The sequence below is a fragment of the Streptomyces sp. NPDC002845 genome (assembly GCF_053591955.1).
This window is the reverse complement of record NZ_JBSFUU010000101.1, coordinates 1-16,844: the sequence shown is the minus strand read 5'-3', so window position 1 is coordinate 16,844 and position 16,844 is coordinate 1. Positions and strand designations below refer to the sequence as shown.

Below are 16,844 nucleotides of genomic sequence, written 5' to 3'. Positions count from 1 at the left end.
TCCTGTCACATGTTCGTACGGTGATACGATCGCCGCACTTGCGGAGCGGGCAGATGGGTGCAATACGACATCTCCGGCCACGGGGACAGTCCGGGCGGTAACCCCGGTGCGGGCGGTCCGCCGGTCCACCCGCATTGACGGAAATTCAGCAGCTGGCCGTCAGCGCCTGAAGAGAGTCTTATGACGCATTACATACAGAACCCCCTACTCTGGGCTTTCCTTGCCATCATCCTTGTCGCATTCGCCGCCATTGTTCACCAGCGCAGGGCGGCGCGAAATTTGCGGCAGGAAATCGAAGGGCTCAGATCCCACTACTCCGAGCTGGAGAATCATTACTCACAATCCGTCGAGGCCGCCCAGGAGCAGGCCCAGGAAGCAACGAAAACGGTCCTCAAGTCCGCGATGCGGACACTTCAGGGCCTTGCCGCAGAGCAGCAGCTGATCATCTCCGGGCTGCAGAACAAGTACGGCGAGTCGGCCATCCTCCAGGATCTCCTGGAGATCGACCACACCAACTCACAGTTCGGCCGACGCGCCCAGTCCATTGCCGTGCTGTGCGACGGCTGGCTGGGGCGGCAGCGCGAGATCGCCTCGGTATACGACGTGGTGCGCAGCGCGCAGGGCAGGATTCGCCACTTCCGGCGGGTGGATATTCTTTCGCAGGTCGATTTCGGTGTGACCAGCCGGGCCGTCGAGCCCGTGTCGCTGGCGCTCGCGGAACTGCTCGACAATGCCACCAGCTATTCCAGCCCGGACACCGTTGTCGAAATCAATATTCGTACCGTGCCCAAGGGTATTTGCATCGTCGTCGACGATGCCGGTGTCGGCATGAACGACGAGGAGCGGAGCAAGGCCTCGGCACTCCTGTCGAGTGAGCGGGTCTCGGGCGTCTCGGGGCTCGGCAACCCGCCGCAGTTCGGTTTCGCGGTGATCGGCGTGCTCTGCGAGCGCTTCGGCTTCGAGGTGTCCGTGGATTCCTCGTCCCCCTACGGAGGCGTCCGGGCGGTCGTCCTCCTGCCGCACGAGCTGCTCACCGGCATGCCGGAGCGGAAGGCGCCGACGCCGGCCGTCCCCGCCGTTGCCGCAGGTCCCGGTGTTCCCGCCGTCTCCGCGTCGAGCCGGAGCGGACCCGATCCCGCGGTGGCCGCGTCGTCGACCGCCGACGGTCTGCCGAGGCGACGCCGCAAGCGGCCGATGGCCATCGTGCCCGGCAGCGCACCGGCTTCCCGCGCTCCGGCACGCTCCGACGCGGAGACGGCAGCGATCATGGGTGCCTTCCAGCGAGGCACGCAGTCCGGTCGAGCCACGACTTCGGACACCACGACTCCGGACACCGCGGACCGGACGCGCGGCAGACGTGGTGCAAGCAGCGAAGGGCATGAGGTCTCGTGAACGACGATCTGTCATGGATGCTCGACAGCGCCTTGGAGATTCCCGGGGCCCTGCACGCGGTCCTGATATCCGCCGACGGTCTGTTGATGGCTCGCACGAAGGAGTTCGGCAAGGACGACGCGGACAAAGTGGCCGCCGCGATGAGCGGTGTGCAGTCGCTCAGCCGCTCGCTCGGGTTCTTCTGTGAGGACCCCCATCAGCGGTGGCGACAGACGCTGGTCGAGTTCGACGGCGGCTGGGTCTTCCTGATATCCGCCGGAGAAGGCGCCTACCTCGGCGTCTCGGCCTCCCCCGACGTCGACATGGCGGACATCACCTTCCGTATGCAGCAGCTCGTCGGCCAGCTGGGCAAGGCGTTCACGACGCCGCCCCGCGAGAACCTCGGCACACGCTCATGACCGGGTCCGGCGAGTGGGAGCCCGAGGCTCCGGAACTGGTACGGCCGTATGTCATCACCAAGGGGCGCGGCCTGCCCGACGAGGAGCAGCTGTCCCTGATCACCCTGGTCACGGCGGCGGCCGACGATCACCGGCGTCCGGCCCGCCTCTCTCCCGAGGAGCAGAACCTGCTGGACATCTGCTCCGCCGGCTACCTCACGGTCGCCGAGATCGCGGGGCACACCCGGCTGCCGCTGGGCGTGGTGAAGATCCTTCTCTCCGCCCTCGCCGAAGGCGGCCATCTCCTCACCCGTCCGCCGGTGGCGCGCGCCGCGCTCGCCGACAGAGAGATCCTGGAGGAGGTGCTGAATGGGCTCCGGGCAAAGTTTGGATGAGCGGGCCTACGTCCCTGACGGAGCGACGCAGACTCCTGTGAAGATTCTCGTCGTCGGACATTTCGCGGTGGGCAAGACCACCTTCATCGGGTCGATCTCCGAGATCGTTCCGCTGACCACCGAGGAGACGATGACGCGGGCCGGGGAGTCCGTCGACGACCTCAAGGGGGTCGAGGGCAAGACCACCACGACGGTGGCCATGGACTTCGGCCGTCTGACCATCAGCGAGCGGATCGTGCTGTATCTGTTCGGAACGCCCGGCCAGCAGCGTTTCGTACAGATGTGGGAAGACATGGCGCGGGGCGCTCTCGGGGCTCTGGTCCTGGTGGACCCCGAGCGGCTGGCTGACTCCTTCGCCGTGATCGATCTGATCGAGCAGTACGGACTCGACTACGCCATCGCCGTCAACCACTTCGACGGCGTGCCCCGCCGTGAGGAAAGGGCACTGCGCGAGGCGCTGGATCTGCTCGACGACACCCCCGTCGTCATCTGCGACGCACGCGACGAGAAGTCGTCGGCCGACGCGCTGATCACACTCGTCCGCCATCTGCTGAACCGTGCCCACTAGGAGCAAGCATGGACGTTCAATCCACCGCCCCCGTGCCCCCGCCCGGGTGCCCGGCCCACACCCCCGGCGGCCGGGTGCCGCTGTACGGGCCGGAGTTCGCGGCCGATCCGCAGGCGTACTACGCGTACCTGCGCCACTTCGGACCGGCCGCGCCCGTCGAACTCGCTCCCGGAGTGGAGGCGACCCTCGTCACGGACTACGCGGCGGCGCTGCAACTCCTGCAGGACTCCAGCGCGTTCCGCAAGGACGCGCGCCGCTGGCGGGACCTCAACGAAGGCAAGGTCAGCCCGGACAGCCCGGTCGTCCCCCTGCTGGCGTACCGGCCCAACTGCATGTTCAGCGACGGCAACGAACATCTGAGGTTGCGTCAGGCGGTCACCGACAGTCTGGCCAGGATCGACCCCCGGCGGCTGAGCCAGAGCACCGAGCGAATTTCCGACTACCTCATCGGCCAGTTCAGTACCCGCGGCTCGGCCGACCTGCTCGGCGACTACGCCAAGCAGTTGCCGCTGTTCGTGTTCAACGAGCTCTTCGGCTGCCCCGCGGACATCGGCGACCGGGTGCTGTTCGGAATCTCCGGTATGTTCGACGGTGTCAACGCCGAGAAGTCGGCCGAAGTGCTCTACCAGGCCGTGGGTGAACTCGTGGCGCTCAAGCGGTCCAGGCCCGGCGACGACGTCACCTCATGGCTGATGCGGCACGAGGCACGGCTGAGCGACGAGGAGATGGTCCACCAGCTCGCGCTGCTCCTGGGCTCGGGAGTCGAACCGCTGCGGAACCTCATCAGCAACACCCTCCATCGCCTGCTCATCCACGACCGGTACGCCCAGGGCGGTCTGATCGACGAGGCCGTCGATGACACGCTGTGGGAGAACCCGCCCGTGGCGAACTTCGCGCCGCACTATCCGGCGTCCGACATGGAGTTCGCCGGGCAGAAGCTCACGGCGGGCGATCTGGTCATGGTCAGTTTCGTCGCCGCCAACACCGGTCCGACGCTCTCGGAACTGCGCCGGACGAGGAGCAACCGGGCCCACCTGTCGTGGAGCGCGGGTCCGCACGCCTGCCCGGGCAAGGAGCCCGCCCGGAACATCACCGTCACCGCCATCGAGAACCTGCTCAACCGGCTTCCCGATGTCGAACTCGCCGTCCCCGAGGACAGCCTGACCTGGCGTCCCGGGCCCTTCCACCGGGCGCTGGCCACGCTTCCTGCCCGATTCACCCCGGTTCAGCCGGTACGGCGGCCGGGCTCGTCGTCCTCCGCGGAGGCGCCCACGCGCGACGAGCATGCCGACGCGGGGCGCAGGCCGGAGCGCGGTGGGGTGTGGAGTCAGTTCCTGTCCTGGTTGACGAGGTGATGCACACAACACTCACCAACTCTCCACGACTGCATGAAGCTTCAACCGAACGGGTAGTGAGCAACGCGGCATCTTGTCAGTTATGAGGCTAAGGATGTGTCGTGTTCCACATATCCATCAGCGCCGCTTTCATTCAGCTCGGAGAAGTCAGAGCAACCCAACTTCACAGGCAGCAAAGCAAGGTACCCGCCCCCGCAGGCGGGTATCTTCTTGCCCGCCCCGGCATACGGCGGGCCGTCCGGTGACCGGCTCCCGAGGCGTCAGACGGGCCGAGCCGGGAGCACCGGCACTCGGCGGGTTCGCGGCGGGGCAACTGGTACGGCTGTGCGACGTCGCGGGGCTGGACCCGGCCGACGCGGAGACCTACGCGCGTCTAATGATCGAGTCACTGGGTCCCGTGGCCGAACGGCCGCTGGACCGGCCGCCGCCCTCCCACAGCTTTCTGTCGGACGACCACACACCGGTCGAGTTCTCGCTCGCCTTCCTGCCGGATGCGGCCCCGACACTGCGCGTCCTGCTGGAACCGGGGTGCGGCGCCCGCGATCTGAGGCGGAACGGCCGCACGGGGCTGCGCTTCATCCGCGAGATGGCGCGGCGCTGGAACTTCGCCGCCGGCCAGCTCGACGAGTTGGAGGACCTGTTCTTCCCTCCCTCCGCCGAGGGCCCCTTCGCACTGTGGTGCGCGCTGGAGCTGTGCCCCGGCGGCGTCCCCAAGGCCAAGGTGTATCTGAACCCCGCGGCGGCCGGGGTGGAACGTTCCGCCTGGACGGTGCGGGAGGCGTTACGCCGGCTCGGCCACGAGAAGGCGTTCGCGGCGCTGCCCCGGGCGGACGGTTACCCGTTCTTCGCCCTGGACCTGGGCGACTGGGACGCACCCCGGGTGAAGGTCTACCTCAGGCACGACGACCTGTCGGCGGAGGAGGCGGGCGACCTGTCCCGTATGAACCGTGGACCCGGACCGGCCCAGATCCAGGGGTTCTTCCGTACGGCGGCCGGGTTCGACGGCCATGCCCATGGCATCGAGGCCACTGGCAACGGCTTCGGAGCCACTGGCAACGGCTTCGGGGCCGCTGGTTACGGCTTTGGGGCCGCTGGCGACGGCCTCGGGGCCGGTACCGATGACCTTGGGACCGCTGTCGACGGCCTTGGGGCCGGTGCCGATGGCCTTGGGGACGGTGGTGGTGGGCCGGACGCGCGGCTCGGCGGCCGGTCCGCCCTGACCTGCCACGCCTTCACCGAGACGGCGACCGGACTGCCGAGCGGCTTCACCCTCCACATCCCGGTCAGGGACTACGTCCGCCACGACGGGGAGGCTCTCGCGCGAGCGGTGACCGTACTCCGCCGCCATGGCATGGACACCGCCCCACTCCTTCAGTCACTGGCCGCCGTCACCTCACGGCAGCCGCAGGACGGCGTGGGACTCATCGCCTATCTGGCGCTCGCCCATCAGCGGGGGCGGCCACCGCGGGTGACGGCGTACATCTCCTCGGAGGCGTACACGGTGAGGCCACCGCTCGCCCAACTGCCCCATCAGGGCGAAACAGTGCACTGAGGCACCACGCCGACCGGCGAAGCTCCTGCTGGACGGGGTGTCGGCCAGGACCGGCCCGTCCGTCCGTCAAGAGCTTCGCCCGATCGTCTCGTCTACGCGGCGTCGCGGCGGCCCTCTTCGACGCGCAGTTCCTGAAGGTAGGGAACGACGTCGACCTGGATGGAGGAGCCCTCCGACTCCCCGTACCGGTCGGCGATGCCGCTCAGATAGTCGCTGATCTCCTTGCGCATGATCTCCGAGGAGGGCAGGCCGGCCTCGCCGTCGACGATCCGCGCGACCCAGTGCGCCTGAGCCTCCACGAGGCGCGTGATCGCGCCCAGGGGACGGACCAGGCCGATGAAGTACAGGCCGGGCCGATCGGGCGCGACGACCCGTTTGTACAGCTCGACCGATCCCCGTGGCCCTGCCGGCCAACCGGCGGGAAGGAACGGGAAGTTCATGCGGAACCCGGTGCAGTAGACGATCGCGTCGGCTTCCTCGGAACTCTGGTCGGTGAAGAGAACACGGCTGCCGTCGATGGAGTCGATCGCCGGTCTCGGAGTCAGCGCGCCGTGACGTATGCGGCTGAGGATCTCGTCCGAAATGGTCACCGCCGAGGCGAAGATGGGGTGGTCGGGCTCGGGAAGGCCGTAGTCGGTGAGCCTGCCCCGGGCGACGAACAGCACCTTCTCGACGAAACGGCGCTGCTTGGACAGGGACATCCGGGTCCACCACGGCGCGTTGGCTATCTCGTCGAGCGACATGCCGAAGAGCTGCTTGGGCACGATGTGGAGCCCCCGGCGCACCGAGAGCACGGTCCGTGCGGCGTGCCGGGAGAGGTCCGCGGCGATGTCCACCGCCGAAGCGCCGAGTCCTACGACGATGACGCGTTGCCCGTCGAAGTCACTGCCGTCCCGATAGTCGAGAGAGTGCAGGATCGTTCCGTCGAACGACTGGGAACCCGGCGGCAGCGGGTTCGGCAGCGCCGGCTCCGTGTGATGGCCCGAGGCCACGATCACCTGCTCGAAACGCCGCGACGTCGTAGCCCCGCCCGCGCGCCGGCTGACGACCGTCCATGCCCCGTCGGAATCCTGACGCACCGACACCACTTCGGTGCGCAACTCGACGTGGCGCAGCACGTCGGCCCACTCGGCGAAGGAACGCAGATACGCGGCGACGTCGCTGTGCCGGGGGTAGAGAGGGAACGAGTCCGGCATCGGGAAGCCCGTGTAACCGGTGAGTTGCTTGGCGGTGTTCAGGTGCAGCGACAGGTAGCCCGGACCTCGCTCCCCGGCTTCCGGCTGACGCCAGATCCCTCCGACATCCGCCGCCCTCTCCAGACAGACGAAGTCGATGCCTCTGGCCGCGAGCGCGCGCATGGCCGCCAGCCCTGATAGACCCGCACCGATCACGCAGACATTCAAGGTTTCCCCCCACAGGACACCAATCCTTCTCGCAAAAGACATAACTTCCCAGTCGCCCATGCCCTCACACCGGCGAAGAACAGACACAGAAGAAGCCGTCGGGTCGGCAAAAATGGCGATCGTTCGGTTTGATTTTTTGAGGGGAGTCCGAGCGATGTCGGGCGCACTGTGGGTGCGCTGACCTGCGTACGTTCCGGTCCGAGGCCTCTGTCCTGCCGCACCCGGTGCCCTCGCGATCGCAAGACCACTCTGCATGCCGGACACGACGACTCAGAGGAGTTCCCTCGGGGCCCCTTCGGGGGACTGGTCAACACGACGTTCCCGGCCGACCGGGAACGGACGCGCGCTCTCGCGGTCTGGGGCACCGTGGGTGCCGGCGGGCCGGCGGCGGGAGTGGTCATCGGCGGGCTGCTGTGGTGCGGCCTGCGCTCGGCCGCCGCCGGGATGCCGCCGGGCGACGCGGGCGCGACCGGACACGGCAGGCTCTGCGGCGAGCCACTCCGGGCCGCGTAGCGCTTACGGACTGCTCGTGGACTGCTCGTGGACCGCTCTGAGGTGTACGGAGGCGGCGGCGGAGCCGCACACCTCAGAGCGGCGTGCCCGGTTCATGTACTGGCTACGTAGACGGTGTTGGACGACGTGCCGCCCTGCAGGGGGTTGTCGAAGTCGACGACATGGGCCGCCGACTGTGCGAAGACCTCTGTGAGTACGGAGGTGAACCGCTCGTCTGGCGGGTCGTTGGACCACAGGGCGAACACCCCGCCGGGGTGGAGGTGTTGGGCGAGGGCGCGGAGGCCGGCGGGCTGGTAGAGGGCCGCGTGGCGTGGGTGGAGCACATGGCGCGGTGAGTGGTCGATGTCCAGCAGGATGGCGTGGAAGCGGCGGCCCGGCTCCCGCGGGTCCAGACCGCGGGGGTCGGCGGCCAGCGCGAAGAAGTCGCCGTGGACCAGGCGGCAGCGGTCGTCCGAGGTGAGCCGGGCCCCGAGGGGCACCAGGTGCCGCTGATGCCAGTCGATGACTTCGGGGAGCGCGTCGATCACGGTCAGCGAGCGCACCCGGGGGTCGTCCAGCGCGGCCTGGGCGGTGTACCCGAGCCCGAGTCCGCCGACGGCGACGTCCAGTCCGGCCGGTCCGGTGTCCGGCAGCTTCGCCAGTCCGAGTTCCGTGAGCGCGATCTCGCCGGTGGTGAAGAGGCTGGACATCAGGTACTCGTCGCCGAGTTTGACCTCGTACACGTCGTCGCCCGTCACCGGGTTCCGGCGCCGCCGCAGACTGATCTCGCCCATCGGCGTCGGTCGCCAGTCGATCTCCTCGAAACGCGCGCTCATCCGTTCACCCTTTCACCTTTCTGGCGTCCTCAGGCATCGTCGGGCGTCTTCAGGCGTCGATGATGACGGGGATGATGAGGGGCTTGCGGCGATGGGTGCGGAAGGCCCAGTTCGCCACGGCGCGGGCGATGAGCTGTTCGAGCTGGTGGGCGTCGCCGACGCCCTCCTCGGCCGCGGCGGCGAGGGTCTTCTCGATGACGGGGATGACGGGCTCGAAGGTGGTGTCGTCGTGGACGAACCCGCGGGCCAGGAAGTCGGGGGCCTCGGCCAGCGCCCCGGTGTCGGCGTCGACGATGGCCACGACCGTGACGACGCCTTCCTCGGCGAGGGTGACGCGGTCCTTGAGGGACGCCTCCGTGGCACCGCCGACTTCCATGCCGTCCACGTAGACGTTGCCCGCGGGCACCTTGCCGACGATCGCGGCGCGGCCGTCGACGAGGTCGACGACGACACCGTCCTCGGCGATGACGACCCGGTCGGGGTCGACGCCGGTACGGATGGCGAGGTCGGCGTTGGCCCGCAGGTGGCGGAACTCGCCGTGCACGGGCATGACGTTGCGGGGCTTGACGATGTTGTAGCAGTACACGAGTTCACCGGCGCTGGCGTGCCCGGAGACGTGCACCTTGGCGTTGCCCTTGTGGACGACGTTCGCGCCCCACCGGGTCAGCCCGTTGATCACCCGGTAGATGGCGTTCTCGTTGCCGGGGATGAGGGAGCTGGCGAGCAGGACGGTGTCGCCCTTGCCGATACGGATCTGGTGGTCGCGGTTGGCCATCCGGGACAGGGCCGCCATCGGCTCGCCCTGGGAGCCCGTGCACACCAGGGTGATCCGGTGGTCGGCCAGCTTCTCCAGTTCCTTGACGTTCACGACCAGGCCGGACGGGATCTTGAGATAGCCCAGGTCGCGGGCGATGCCCATGTTGCGGACCATCGAGCGGCCCACGAAGGCCACCTTGCGGCCGTGCTGGTGGGCGGCGTCCAGGACCTGCTGGATGCGGTGCACGTGGCTGGCGAAGCTGGAGACGATGACCCGGCGGGGCGCGGTGCGCATCACCTGTTCGATCGCGGGGTTCAGCTCGCGCTCGGAGGTGGTGAAGCCGGGGACCTCGGCGTTGGTGGAGTCGGTGAGGAAGAGGTCGACGCCCTCCTCGCCGAGGCGGGCGAAGGCGCGCAGGTCGGTGATCCGGTCGTCCAGCGGGAACTGGTCCATCTTGAAGTCACCGGTGTGCAGCACCATCCCGGCGCCGGTACGGATCGCGACCGCGAGGCCGTCCGGGATGGAGTGGTTGACCGCCACGAACTCGCAGTCGAAGGGGCCGAAGCCACGCCGGTCGCCCTCCCGTACACGTACCGGGCGGGGCTTGATCCCGTGCTCTTTGAGCTTGGCCTCAAGGAAGGCGAGGGTGAGTTTGGAGCCGACGACGGGGATGTCGGAGCGCTCGCGCAGGAGATAGGGCACGCCGCCGATGTGGTCTTCGTGGCCGTGGGTGAGGACGACGGCCACGATGTCGTCCAGGCGGTCCCGGATCGAGGTGAAGTCGGGCAGGATCACATCCACGCCCGGCTGGGTCTCCTCGGGGAACAGCACACCGCAGTCCACGATCAGCAGCTTGCCCGCGTGCTCGAAGACGGTCATATTGCGGCCGATTTCGCCCAGGCCGCCGAGGGCGGTGACCCTCAGCCCTCCTTCGGGCAGCGGCGGGGCGGCTTTCAGCTCTGGGTGCGGATGACTCATCCCCTGACGCTACCGGAGAGTCCGCCGAAGTGATTCATCGGAGGCTTCGCTCATGGGTGATCGCCCGCCTTGGCGAGCGCCGAACGGACGAGCGAGCGCACGAGGAACCCCACCGCCGAACGACGCCACGGGGCGCGTCTCGCCTCGTACCAGGACCGCGGTGGCTCAGGTGCCCGAGTGGACCTCCGTCCGTAGGCGGTGGCGCAGAGTGGCGGCGAAGTCCTCGGCCATCTCCAGCCGGGCACGGAGGGTCTCGCAGCGGGCGTCGGCCACTTTCCGGTAGGAGTCCAGCCGCTGCCGCAGGCGTTCGAGCTCCTCGCCGACGGGCGGGTTGTCGGTGGCGGCGAGGCGGTCGGTGATCTCCAGCAGGTCGCGCATCTCCTCCAGGGAGAAGTCCAGCGGCTTCATGCGCCGGATCACCATCAGCCGCTCGACGTCGGCCTCCGTGTACAGCCGGAAGCCGCCCTTGCTGCGGGCCGAGGGGATGACGAGGCCGACTTCCTCGTAGTGGCGGATGGTGCGCAGCGACAAACCGGTCCGCTCGGCCACCTCGCCGATCTGCATCTGCCGCTGATCCGTCATCGCCCCATGATCCCCTTCGTCGTGCCGCAAGGCGCACCCTGCCCTCACGTCAGGGTAGGAGTCTTCGAGTGTTCGCCGCTGCCATCCAGGAGGACGGCAGCCGTGAGCCCGCCACGGCGCGGGCCCTTACGACCTGGGGTGGAATAGGGAGCGGCGTCGCGACGTCCGGCACGGCCGCTCGCGGCGTTGCCGAAATGTCCTAGTGGCTCCTCCCCCACTCTCGGCTTCGCTCGAGCGGGGGGACCCCCATCGAGGACCTTCCGGCGCCTTGCGATCGACCGCACCGGACGCCGCTCCTTGGCCCGCTCCCTATGTCACCCCAGGTCGTTACCAGGCCACCGGCGTGGTGGTGGGCCGCATCACCGCGATGGTCATCTTCGCCAAGCGCGTCGCGCATAAGGACCCCTGAGCCCAGCGCGGCAAGAAGGTCACCATCATCGGCCTGAACGAGCCCAGCGCCGACATGCGTGAGCGCCCCGCCGGCCGGCTCGCCGGCAGCCACTGACACCACCCCACTGACCGGCCCGGCCGCCCTCCCGCCACGGATTAGCGGGGAAGGGCGGCCTTTCCGCACCTCCGCACCCGAGCCGGGCCCTGGACCCTGCCTGCCCGCGGCCCGCCCCCACCGCCCTGCCGTACCCGTCGGCCAGGTGTCCTGCGGCACCACAGGGCGTCTTCATTTCAAGCCGTTCGACCGGTTTTCCTTGACATACCGTTCGACCGGTTTTTAAGCTCTCATGGAGACGGTGAAGGAGGGACCGCCGGTGGATGCCGTGGCCCGTGCCGGAGTTGCTGGAGGGAGAGGCGATGAGTGATCTCAAGAGCGGCCCCGGCGGGCGGCTGGTGGTCGTCGGTGTGATCGGGGACTCCGCGTCCCCGGCGGACAGCTTCCTGGTCTCCATGCGGCTGAGCTGCCGGGGGATCAGGGCCGTGAATCTCGGCGTCGGCGTGACCTTGGAGCAGGGTGCGGCGGAGCTCGCCCGTCACGGTGATGCCGAGGCGCTGCTCCTCGGGTGCGGCTCGGGTGCCCACGCGGTGGTCCGGCAGTTGTCCGGCCTCGGTGAGCTGCGGGCGGCCGGCTCGGTCGGCTGTCCGGTCTTCGTCGGCGGCACGGGTGAGGGTTCGTGGCGGGAGCTGCGGCGGATGGCGGCCAGGTTGCGCGAGTTCGGGGTCGCCCAGGTGCTGTCGGACCTCGCGGACGCGGCCTATCTGCTTCCGGCGAGGCGGACCGGGGTGCCCGGCGTGCCGGCCGCTCCGATGGCGCCGGCCGCTCCGGCGGCGCGGGCCGCTCCGGCGGCGCGGGTCGCCGTCCGGGCTGCCTGACTCACCTGACCCCATGCAAAACCATTCGACCAGTATGTTTATTGATGAGGTGGGCGACAATGGCGAGGCAGGAGCGTTCCGAGCGCACTCTGGAGCGGCTTGTGGTGGCGGCCGCCGAGCAGTTCGCCGCCCATGGCTTCGTCAAGACGTCGCTGGCCGAGGTGAGCAGTGCCGCCGGGGTGACCAAGGGAGCGCTGTTCTTTCACTTCTCCAGCAAGGATCATCTGGCGGACGCCGTCCTCGCCCGAGGTCAGGACGTTCTGGAGACGACGGTGGAGGATCTCCGTGACACCGAGCCGGTCCACCTCCAGGTCGTGGTGGATGTGACCCACGCCCTCAACAAACTGCTCCGGGAGAACCCGTTCGTCAGGGCGAGTGTGCGGATCGCCCGTGAACGAGTGGACGAACGGCCCGGACCTCTCGACTTCTACGCCCTCTGGCTCGATCGTGTGGAGAAGCTGCTGGAGAGGGCGCGGCAGAACGGGGAGCTGGGGCGCTCCGTGGCGGATGTCTCGGCGCGCACCCTGGTGACAGCGGCCGTATCCGGCGTCGAGACCCTCGCCTGGATGAGGGTTTCACACCCGGAGGTCGAGACGTGGCTGGCCAACCTGTGGGAGCTGGTGCTTCCGCTTCTGCGGGCCGAGGACGCGGAGCAGGACATCAGGACCACGGCGCCGCACGTAGGTGGCCCACCGTTCCATGCCGAGTGCTGAGCACCAGGCACCTTTCGATGTCGTAGCCACATGCTGTGAAGGGGGAGTTCAGACATGGGCACGCTCACGGGCAAGACGGCACTGGTCACAGGGGCCAGTCGCGGGATCGGCCGGGGAATCGCGCGGAAGCTGGCTCAGGAGGGGGCCTTGGTCGCGGTCCACTGCGGTGCCAACGAGGAGGCGGCCAGGGAGACCGTCGAGCTGATCGAACGGGAGCGGGGGCGGGCGTTCCACCTCCGTGCCGAGCTGGGGGTACCGGGCGATGTCGAGACCCTCTACGCCCAGTTCCAGACCGGGCTGGCGTGCGAAGGGGAGGGGCCGGAGTTCGACATACTCGTCAACAACGCGGGAGTCAGCGGATCGGCGCGCATCGACGAAATCACCCCCGAACTCTTCGACCGGCTCTTCGCCGTGAACACGAGGTCCCTGGTCTTCCTCGTGCAACGGGGACTCAAGTATCTGCGCGACGGCGGCCGCATCATCAACATCTCGTCGGCGGCGACCAGGATCGCCTATCCCGAGTCTGTCGTGTACTCGATGACCAAGGGCGCCCTGAACACCTTCACCCTCGCCCTCGCCAAGGAACTCGGCGGACGCGGCATCACCGTGAACGCGGTGGGCCCCGGGTATGTCGAGACAGATATGAACGCGCGCAAGCGCGCCACGGCGGAGGCCGCGGCGGAACTGGCCGCGTGGTCGGTCTTCGACCGCCTCGGCCGGCCGTCCGACATCGCCGACATCGTGGCCTTCCTGGCGTCCGACGCGTCCAGGTGGATCACCGGACAGTGCATCGACGCGAGTGGCGGCTCGCGACTCTGACGACGGCTTACGGCGTGACAGCTTTGCGGAGCGATTTTACGGAGCCCATGACGGACGGCGGGCTTGGGCCATCCCTTGAGGGGTGTGGTCCAAGCCCGCCGTACGTCGTCGCCGTGTGCGGCACCCGTCGTCAGCCGACGCTGACGACTTCCCGGTCGGTGTCGGGAATGCCGAGTGAGGCCCGCAGTTCCGGTGAGCCGGCCGGTTCGAACCGGGGAACCCTGCGGGCCGGAACCATCCCGGGCAGGATCAGGGTCCACAGGTCGGTGACCCGCTCATGCAGGTCCTGGCGTCCGGTGCGGACCTGGGAGGTGATCTGAACCCCGGCGAACGCGCCGACGATGTGGATCGCCGCGTTCGTGATGTTGACCTCCGGCTTGATGTCTCCGCGCCCCTGTGCGGGGGCCAGGCAGTCCCGGACGGTGTCGATCCACTTGTTGTAGACCGTCGGGTTGGGGTCGGTGAACGAGCCGAGCTCGATCACCAGCCGGATCCCGGCCCGGACGCGCACGCTGGTGCGCAGGTCATGCGCCATCCGGTGCGTGATGTCGATGGCGGTCTGCACACCCGGCCGTTCGGCGTCCTCAAGCACTGCCGCGACATCGAACTGATCCGTCATCAGCGCCTGGGCCAGGGCTTCCTTGGACGGGAAGTGGAAGTACAGGGCACCCTTGGTCACGCCGGCCTGCTGTGAGATGTCCGTCAGGCTGGTGCTGCCGAAGCCCGCGGCGTCGAAGGCCTTCGCCGCGCCTTCGAGGATCGCCTGCCGGGTGACTTCCGCTCGTTCTTGCCGTGCTCTGGCCACTGCCGCCTCCTGTCCGCCGCGGCGCGGATGGTGGTCTTCCATCCTTCCGGTGATCACCGCGACTTGCGCTGCGGTCAATCTTCCTCCTACTTGCTAAAAAATACCAGTCGCCTAGTATTCTTCTTGTTGCGGGCCCAAGGCCCCGCTGACTGCGGTTCCGCTGTTTGTCCTGCTCAACCCCCGTGTCGTCGCGAAGAAGCGCCCACCAGGAGGCCAGGGATGACTGCACTACTGCAAGCCGACCGCCCGGATTTTGTCCGCGTCGAGGCGGTCGAGCCCGAACTCTTCGAACAGACCGTGCCGCGCACGCTCGTGCATCGTGCGGCGATATCGGAGGTACTGCTGACAGGGGTCAGGAGGTGCGGGGAGGGCACCTACCGCATAGGGGCCCAGTGGTCGCGTGGGCACAGCTACTACGGGGCGGTCGCCGGGCGCTGGCACGACCCCATGCTGTTCGCTGAAACGATCCGTCAGGCCGGGCTCCTTCTCGCCCACGAGGCCCTGGAGATACCTCTGGGCTTCAGCTTTCTGACCGAGACGATGTCGTTCGAGATCACCGAGGAAGGAGCCCGGCTGGGCCGCGGGCCGGCCCACGTGGTCCTCGAAGTCACGCTCCATGACATCGCGCGCCGCAGGAACGTCGTCTCCTCCTTCACCTACGACGTGGTCGGGTACCGCGACGGACGGCGCATCGGATCGGGCCGCACGGTCGCGAACTGCGCCAGTCCGGCCGTCTATCGCAGGCTGCGCGGCACGCACGCGGGTGCGGTTCCGCCGTCCGGTCCGTGCAAGGGCATCAGCCCTGAACTCGTCGGCAGGACCTGCGAGTTCGACGTGGTACTCGGAGCCGAGTCCGTGAACGGCGTACGCGATCTGCGGGCCGATCCGGACCACCCCGTGCTCTTCGACCACCCGGTCGACCATCTGCCGGGCATGGTGCTGATGGAAGCGGCCCGGCAGGCCGCGCTGGCCGCACTGCGACGTCCGGACGGACTGCTCGTCGGCTGCGAGGCCGCCTTCCGCAAGTACGTCGAATTCGACTCGCCGTGCCTTGTGTCGACCTCCGAGTACGACGTGGACACGGCCAGATCCGGCCTTGAGTCCCTCACCGTCGAGTTCCATCAGGCCGGATCCGTCGCGGCCGTCTGCCGGGTGAGCGTCTACGACGGCTCGGGGAGGTGAGCCGCGCATGTCCGGCATACGGCCGTTACCCGGGGCGGACGACACGGCACACGCGGCCGCGGGTGCCGGCACCGTCCTCGTGGTGGGCGGCACCGGCTTCGTCGGCGGCGCCGTACTGAGCGAACTGCTCGGGACACCGGAACCCCGCTCCGCCCGTCCGAGGGTGTCCGTCCTGTCGCGCCGGCCGAACGACCTCACCGAGCACCGGGGGACTCGCCATCTGGCACGCGACCTGGCGGACCCGCGCTCGCTGCGCGACGTCTGCTCCGGGATCGACACCGTCGTACACGCGGCGAGTTACGTGGGACGGGACCCGAAGCACTGCCACGCCATCAATGACATGGGCACACGGGCTCTGCTCGACGACGCGGAGCGACACGGAGTCCGGCGCTTCATCTACGTCAGCACGGCCTCCGTGTACGGTTCCGGACCGCATCGGGGGCCCGACGAGCGGGCGTTGGAGCCGGCTCCGGCCTCACCCGCGAGCGCCTCACGGCTGCGAGCCGAAGAGGCGGTCCGCGCCGCGGGCGGAACCGTCCTGCGCCCCCACCTCATCCACGGCGACGGTGACCGCTGGTTCATCCCCGCCCTGGCGCGGCTGCTCCGCCTCGTCCCGGCCTGGCCCGCGGTCGCCGCGTCGTACAGTTCGATGATCGCCGTAGAAGACCTGGCGCGTATCGTCGCGGCCCTCGTCCGGAGGCCCGAGCCGGCCGACGCCGGTGCCGTGTACCACTGCGCGTACCCCAGGCCCGTCAGCATGCCGAGTCTGGTGCGGACCCTGCACTCCCTGCTCCGTCTGCCGGAACCGCGCCTCCTCCCGCCCGCCGAGCACCGCGAACTCGTGAAGAGAGCCGTGCCCGACCTGTCCGAGCACCAGTACACGCTGCTGACGCGTGATCACTGGTACGACAGCGGCAAGGTGTGGCGCCGTACCGGGCAGGACCCCGGGCCGGGGTTCGAGGAGCGGTTCACCTCGTGCCCCGCGTATCAGTCGATGCCGCGGACGATATGGGCCTCGGTGGGATCGTCGTCGACGCCGGCGAGCCGGAGGGCGGGTGCCTGCGTGAAGTCGTTGTGCCGCTCGTTCTCCTGTTCGTTGTCGTACATGTGGCCTCCTGATACTCAGTAGCGGTAGTGGTCGGGCTTGTACGGGCCCTCGACGTCGACGCCGATGTACGCGGCCTGCTCGGGGCGGAGCTCGGTGAGCTTCACCCCGAGCGCGTCGAGGTGGAGACGGGCGACCTTCTCGTCGAGGTGCTTGGGCAGCGTGTAGACACCGGTCGGATACGCGTCGGGCCTGGTGAACAGCTCGATC

18 protein-coding genes and 1 pseudogene are annotated in these 16,844 nt (G+C 68.7%); 13 read left to right on the top strand and 6 right to left on the bottom strand.

Annotation, left to right across the window (positions count from 1 at the left end; all coding sequences use genetic code 11):
* The first annotated feature begins 180 nt into the window (after window positions 1-180).
* The 6 genes from ACWD3C_RS42320 (at window position 181) to ACWD3C_RS42295 (ending at window position 5,639) form a co-directional block, all read left to right on the top strand.
* A complete protein-coding gene (locus tag ACWD3C_RS42320) occupies window positions 181-1,392 on the top strand; it encodes an ATP-binding protein (RefSeq protein WP_451153029.1) in 1,212 nt (403 codons plus the stop codon).
* Window positions 1,389-1,790 (top strand): roadblock/LC7 domain-containing protein, encoded by a 402-nt coding sequence (locus ACWD3C_RS42315; protein ID WP_451153027.1) that lies wholly within the window; start codon window positions 1,389-1,391, stop codon window positions 1,788-1,790. The genes ACWD3C_RS42320 and ACWD3C_RS42315 overlap by 4 nt, the downstream gene beginning before the upstream one ends.
* Window positions 1,787-2,164 carry a DUF742 domain-containing protein gene (locus tag ACWD3C_RS42310; RefSeq protein ID WP_451153025.1) on the top strand — a complete coding sequence of 126 codons (378 nt, stop codon included), beginning with the start codon at window positions 1,787-1,789 and terminating at the stop codon, window positions 2,162-2,164. The genes ACWD3C_RS42315 and ACWD3C_RS42310 overlap by 4 nt, the downstream gene beginning before the upstream one ends.
* Entirely contained in the window at window positions 2,139-2,732 is a 594-nt protein-coding gene (locus tag ACWD3C_RS42305) for a GTP-binding protein (protein WP_451153023.1), read from the top strand. Before ACWD3C_RS42310 ends, ACWD3C_RS42305 begins: the two co-directional genes overlap by 26 nt.
* Before the next feature lie 8 nt (window positions 2,733-2,740).
* On the top strand, window positions 2,741-4,087 hold the full coding sequence (locus tag ACWD3C_RS42300; RefSeq protein WP_451153021.1) for a cytochrome P450: 1,347 nt from the start codon (window positions 2,741-2,743) through the stop codon (window positions 4,085-4,087).
* Between the two features lie 241 nt (window positions 4,088-4,328).
* Entirely contained in the window at window positions 4,329-5,639 is a 1,311-nt protein-coding gene (locus ACWD3C_RS42295) for a tryptophan dimethylallyltransferase family protein (protein ID WP_451153019.1), read from the top strand.
* A 92-nt stretch (window positions 5,640-5,731) separates the two neighbouring features.
* Here ACWD3C_RS42295 and ACWD3C_RS42290 read toward each other — a convergent pair whose 3' ends face one another.
* Entirely contained in the window at window positions 5,732-7,042 is a 1,311-nt protein-coding gene (locus ACWD3C_RS42290; RefSeq protein ID WP_451153017.1) for a flavin-containing monooxygenase, read from the bottom strand.
* A 366-nt stretch (window positions 7,043-7,408) separates the two neighbouring features.
* Between ACWD3C_RS42290 and ACWD3C_RS42285 the strand changes: the two genes are divergently transcribed.
* On the top strand, window positions 7,409-7,555 hold the full coding sequence (locus ACWD3C_RS42285) for a hypothetical protein (protein ID WP_451153015.1): 147 nt from the start codon (window positions 7,409-7,411) through the stop codon (window positions 7,553-7,555).
* Between the two features lie 92 nt (window positions 7,556-7,647).
* Here the strand turns inward: ACWD3C_RS42285 and ACWD3C_RS42280 are convergent, their stop codons facing one another.
* From ACWD3C_RS42280 to ACWD3C_RS42270, 3 genes are all read right to left on the bottom strand, one after another.
* Window positions 7,648-8,370 carry a spermidine synthase gene (locus ACWD3C_RS42280; RefSeq protein WP_451153013.1) on the bottom strand — a complete coding sequence of 241 codons (723 nt, stop codon included), beginning with the start codon at window positions 8,368-8,370 and terminating at the stop codon, window positions 7,648-7,650.
* A gap of 49 nt (window positions 8,371-8,419) precedes the next feature.
* Window positions 8,420-10,105 carry a ribonuclease J gene (locus ACWD3C_RS42275; RefSeq protein WP_451153011.1) on the bottom strand — a complete coding sequence of 562 codons (1,686 nt, stop codon included), beginning with the start codon at window positions 10,103-10,105 and terminating at the stop codon, window positions 8,420-8,422.
* A 165-nt stretch (window positions 10,106-10,270) separates the two neighbouring features.
* Complete coding sequence (locus ACWD3C_RS42270) at window positions 10,271-10,687, bottom strand: MerR family transcriptional regulator (RefSeq protein ID WP_451153009.1); 417 nt, start codon at window positions 10,685-10,687, stop codon at window positions 10,271-10,273.
* A gap of 334 nt (window positions 10,688-11,021) precedes the next feature.
* On the opposite strand from ACWD3C_RS42270, the pseudogene ACWD3C_RS42265 reads away from it, so the two are divergent.
* The 4 genes and pseudogenes from ACWD3C_RS42265 to ACWD3C_RS42250 all read left to right on the top strand — a co-directional run.
* A pseudogene (locus tag ACWD3C_RS42265) lies at window positions 11,022-11,192 on the top strand (SulP family inorganic anion transporter); the annotation flags it as partial.
* A 302-nt stretch (window positions 11,193-11,494) separates the two neighbouring features.
* A complete protein-coding gene (locus tag ACWD3C_RS42260) occupies window positions 11,495-12,010 on the top strand; it encodes a hypothetical protein (protein ID WP_451153007.1) in 516 nt (171 codons plus the stop codon).
* 59 nt (window positions 12,011-12,069) lie between these two features.
* Window positions 12,070-12,723 carry a ScbR family autoregulator-binding transcription factor gene (locus ACWD3C_RS42255; protein WP_451153005.1) on the top strand — a complete coding sequence of 218 codons (654 nt, stop codon included), beginning with the start codon at window positions 12,070-12,072 and terminating at the stop codon, window positions 12,721-12,723.
* A 54-nt stretch (window positions 12,724-12,777) separates the two neighbouring features.
* Window positions 12,778-13,542 (top strand): SDR family oxidoreductase, encoded by a 765-nt coding sequence (locus tag ACWD3C_RS42250; protein ID WP_451153004.1) that lies wholly within the window; start codon window positions 12,778-12,780, stop codon window positions 13,540-13,542.
* A gap of 130 nt (window positions 13,543-13,672) precedes the next feature.
* Here ACWD3C_RS42250 and ACWD3C_RS42245 read toward each other — a convergent pair whose 3' ends face one another.
* Entirely contained in the window at window positions 13,673-14,425 is a 753-nt protein-coding gene (locus tag ACWD3C_RS42245) for a ScbR family autoregulator-binding transcription factor (protein WP_451153003.1), read from the bottom strand.
* A 141-nt stretch (window positions 14,426-14,566) separates the two neighbouring features.
* Between ACWD3C_RS42245 and ACWD3C_RS42240 the strand changes: the two genes are divergently transcribed.
* Window positions 14,567-15,529, top strand: coding sequence for a ScbA/BarX family gamma-butyrolactone biosynthesis protein (locus ACWD3C_RS42240; protein ID WP_451153002.1), 963 nt, complete (start codon window positions 14,567-14,569; stop codon window positions 15,527-15,529).
* 7 nt (window positions 15,530-15,536) lie between these two features.
* Entirely contained in the window at window positions 15,537-16,658 is a 1,122-nt protein-coding gene (locus tag ACWD3C_RS42235; RefSeq protein WP_451153000.1) for an NAD-dependent epimerase/dehydratase family protein, read from the top strand.
* On the opposite strand, the gene ACWD3C_RS42230 is transcribed toward ACWD3C_RS42235, so the two are convergent.
* Window positions 16,652-16,844, bottom strand: a 193-nt coding sequence (locus ACWD3C_RS42230; RefSeq protein WP_451152998.1) for an adenosylhomocysteinase, incomplete at its 5' end; no start/stop codon positions are given. The two genes, ACWD3C_RS42235 and ACWD3C_RS42230, sit on opposite strands and share 7 nt — an antisense overlap.

Bases quoted from the DNA above. Each gene is read 5' to 3' on its own strand.
- ACWD3C_RS42250 (WP_451153004.1), top strand. From the start codon at position 12,778: ATGGGCACGCTCACGGGCAAGACGGCACTGGTCACAGGGGCCAGTCGC.
- ACWD3C_RS42260 (WP_451153007.1), top strand. From the start codon at position 11,495: ATGAGTGATCTCAAGAGCGGCCCCGGCGGGCGGCTGGTGGTCGTCGGT.
- ACWD3C_RS42270 (WP_451153009.1), bottom strand. From the start codon at position 10,687: ATGACGGATCAGCGGCAGATGCAGATCGGCGAGGTGGCCGAGCGGACC.
- ACWD3C_RS42255 (WP_451153005.1), top strand. From the start codon at position 12,070: ATGGCGAGGCAGGAGCGTTCCGAGCGCACTCTGGAGCGGCTTGTGGTG.
- ACWD3C_RS42305 (WP_451153023.1), top strand. From the start codon at position 2,139: ATGGGCTCCGGGCAAAGTTTGGATGAGCGGGCCTACGTCCCTGACGGA.
- ACWD3C_RS42310 (WP_451153025.1), top strand. From the start codon at position 1,787: ATGACCGGGTCCGGCGAGTGGGAGCCCGAGGCTCCGGAACTGGTACGG.
- ACWD3C_RS42275 (WP_451153011.1), bottom strand. From the start codon at position 10,105: ATGAGTCATCCGCACCCAGAGCTGAAAGCCGCCCCGCCGCTGCCCGAA.
- ACWD3C_RS42320 (WP_451153029.1), top strand. From the start codon at position 181: ATGACGCATTACATACAGAACCCCCTACTCTGGGCTTTCCTTGCCATC.
- ACWD3C_RS42235 (WP_451153000.1), top strand. From the start codon at position 15,537: ATGTCCGGCATACGGCCGTTACCCGGGGCGGACGACACGGCACACGCG.
- ACWD3C_RS42300 (WP_451153021.1), top strand. From the start codon at position 2,741: ATGGACGTTCAATCCACCGCCCCCGTGCCCCCGCCCGGGTGCCCGGCC.
- ACWD3C_RS42280 (WP_451153013.1), bottom strand. From the start codon at position 8,370: ATGAGCGCGCGTTTCGAGGAGATCGACTGGCGACCGACGCCGATGGGC.
- ACWD3C_RS42240 (WP_451153002.1), top strand. From the start codon at position 14,567: ATGACTGCACTACTGCAAGCCGACCGCCCGGATTTTGTCCGCGTCGAG.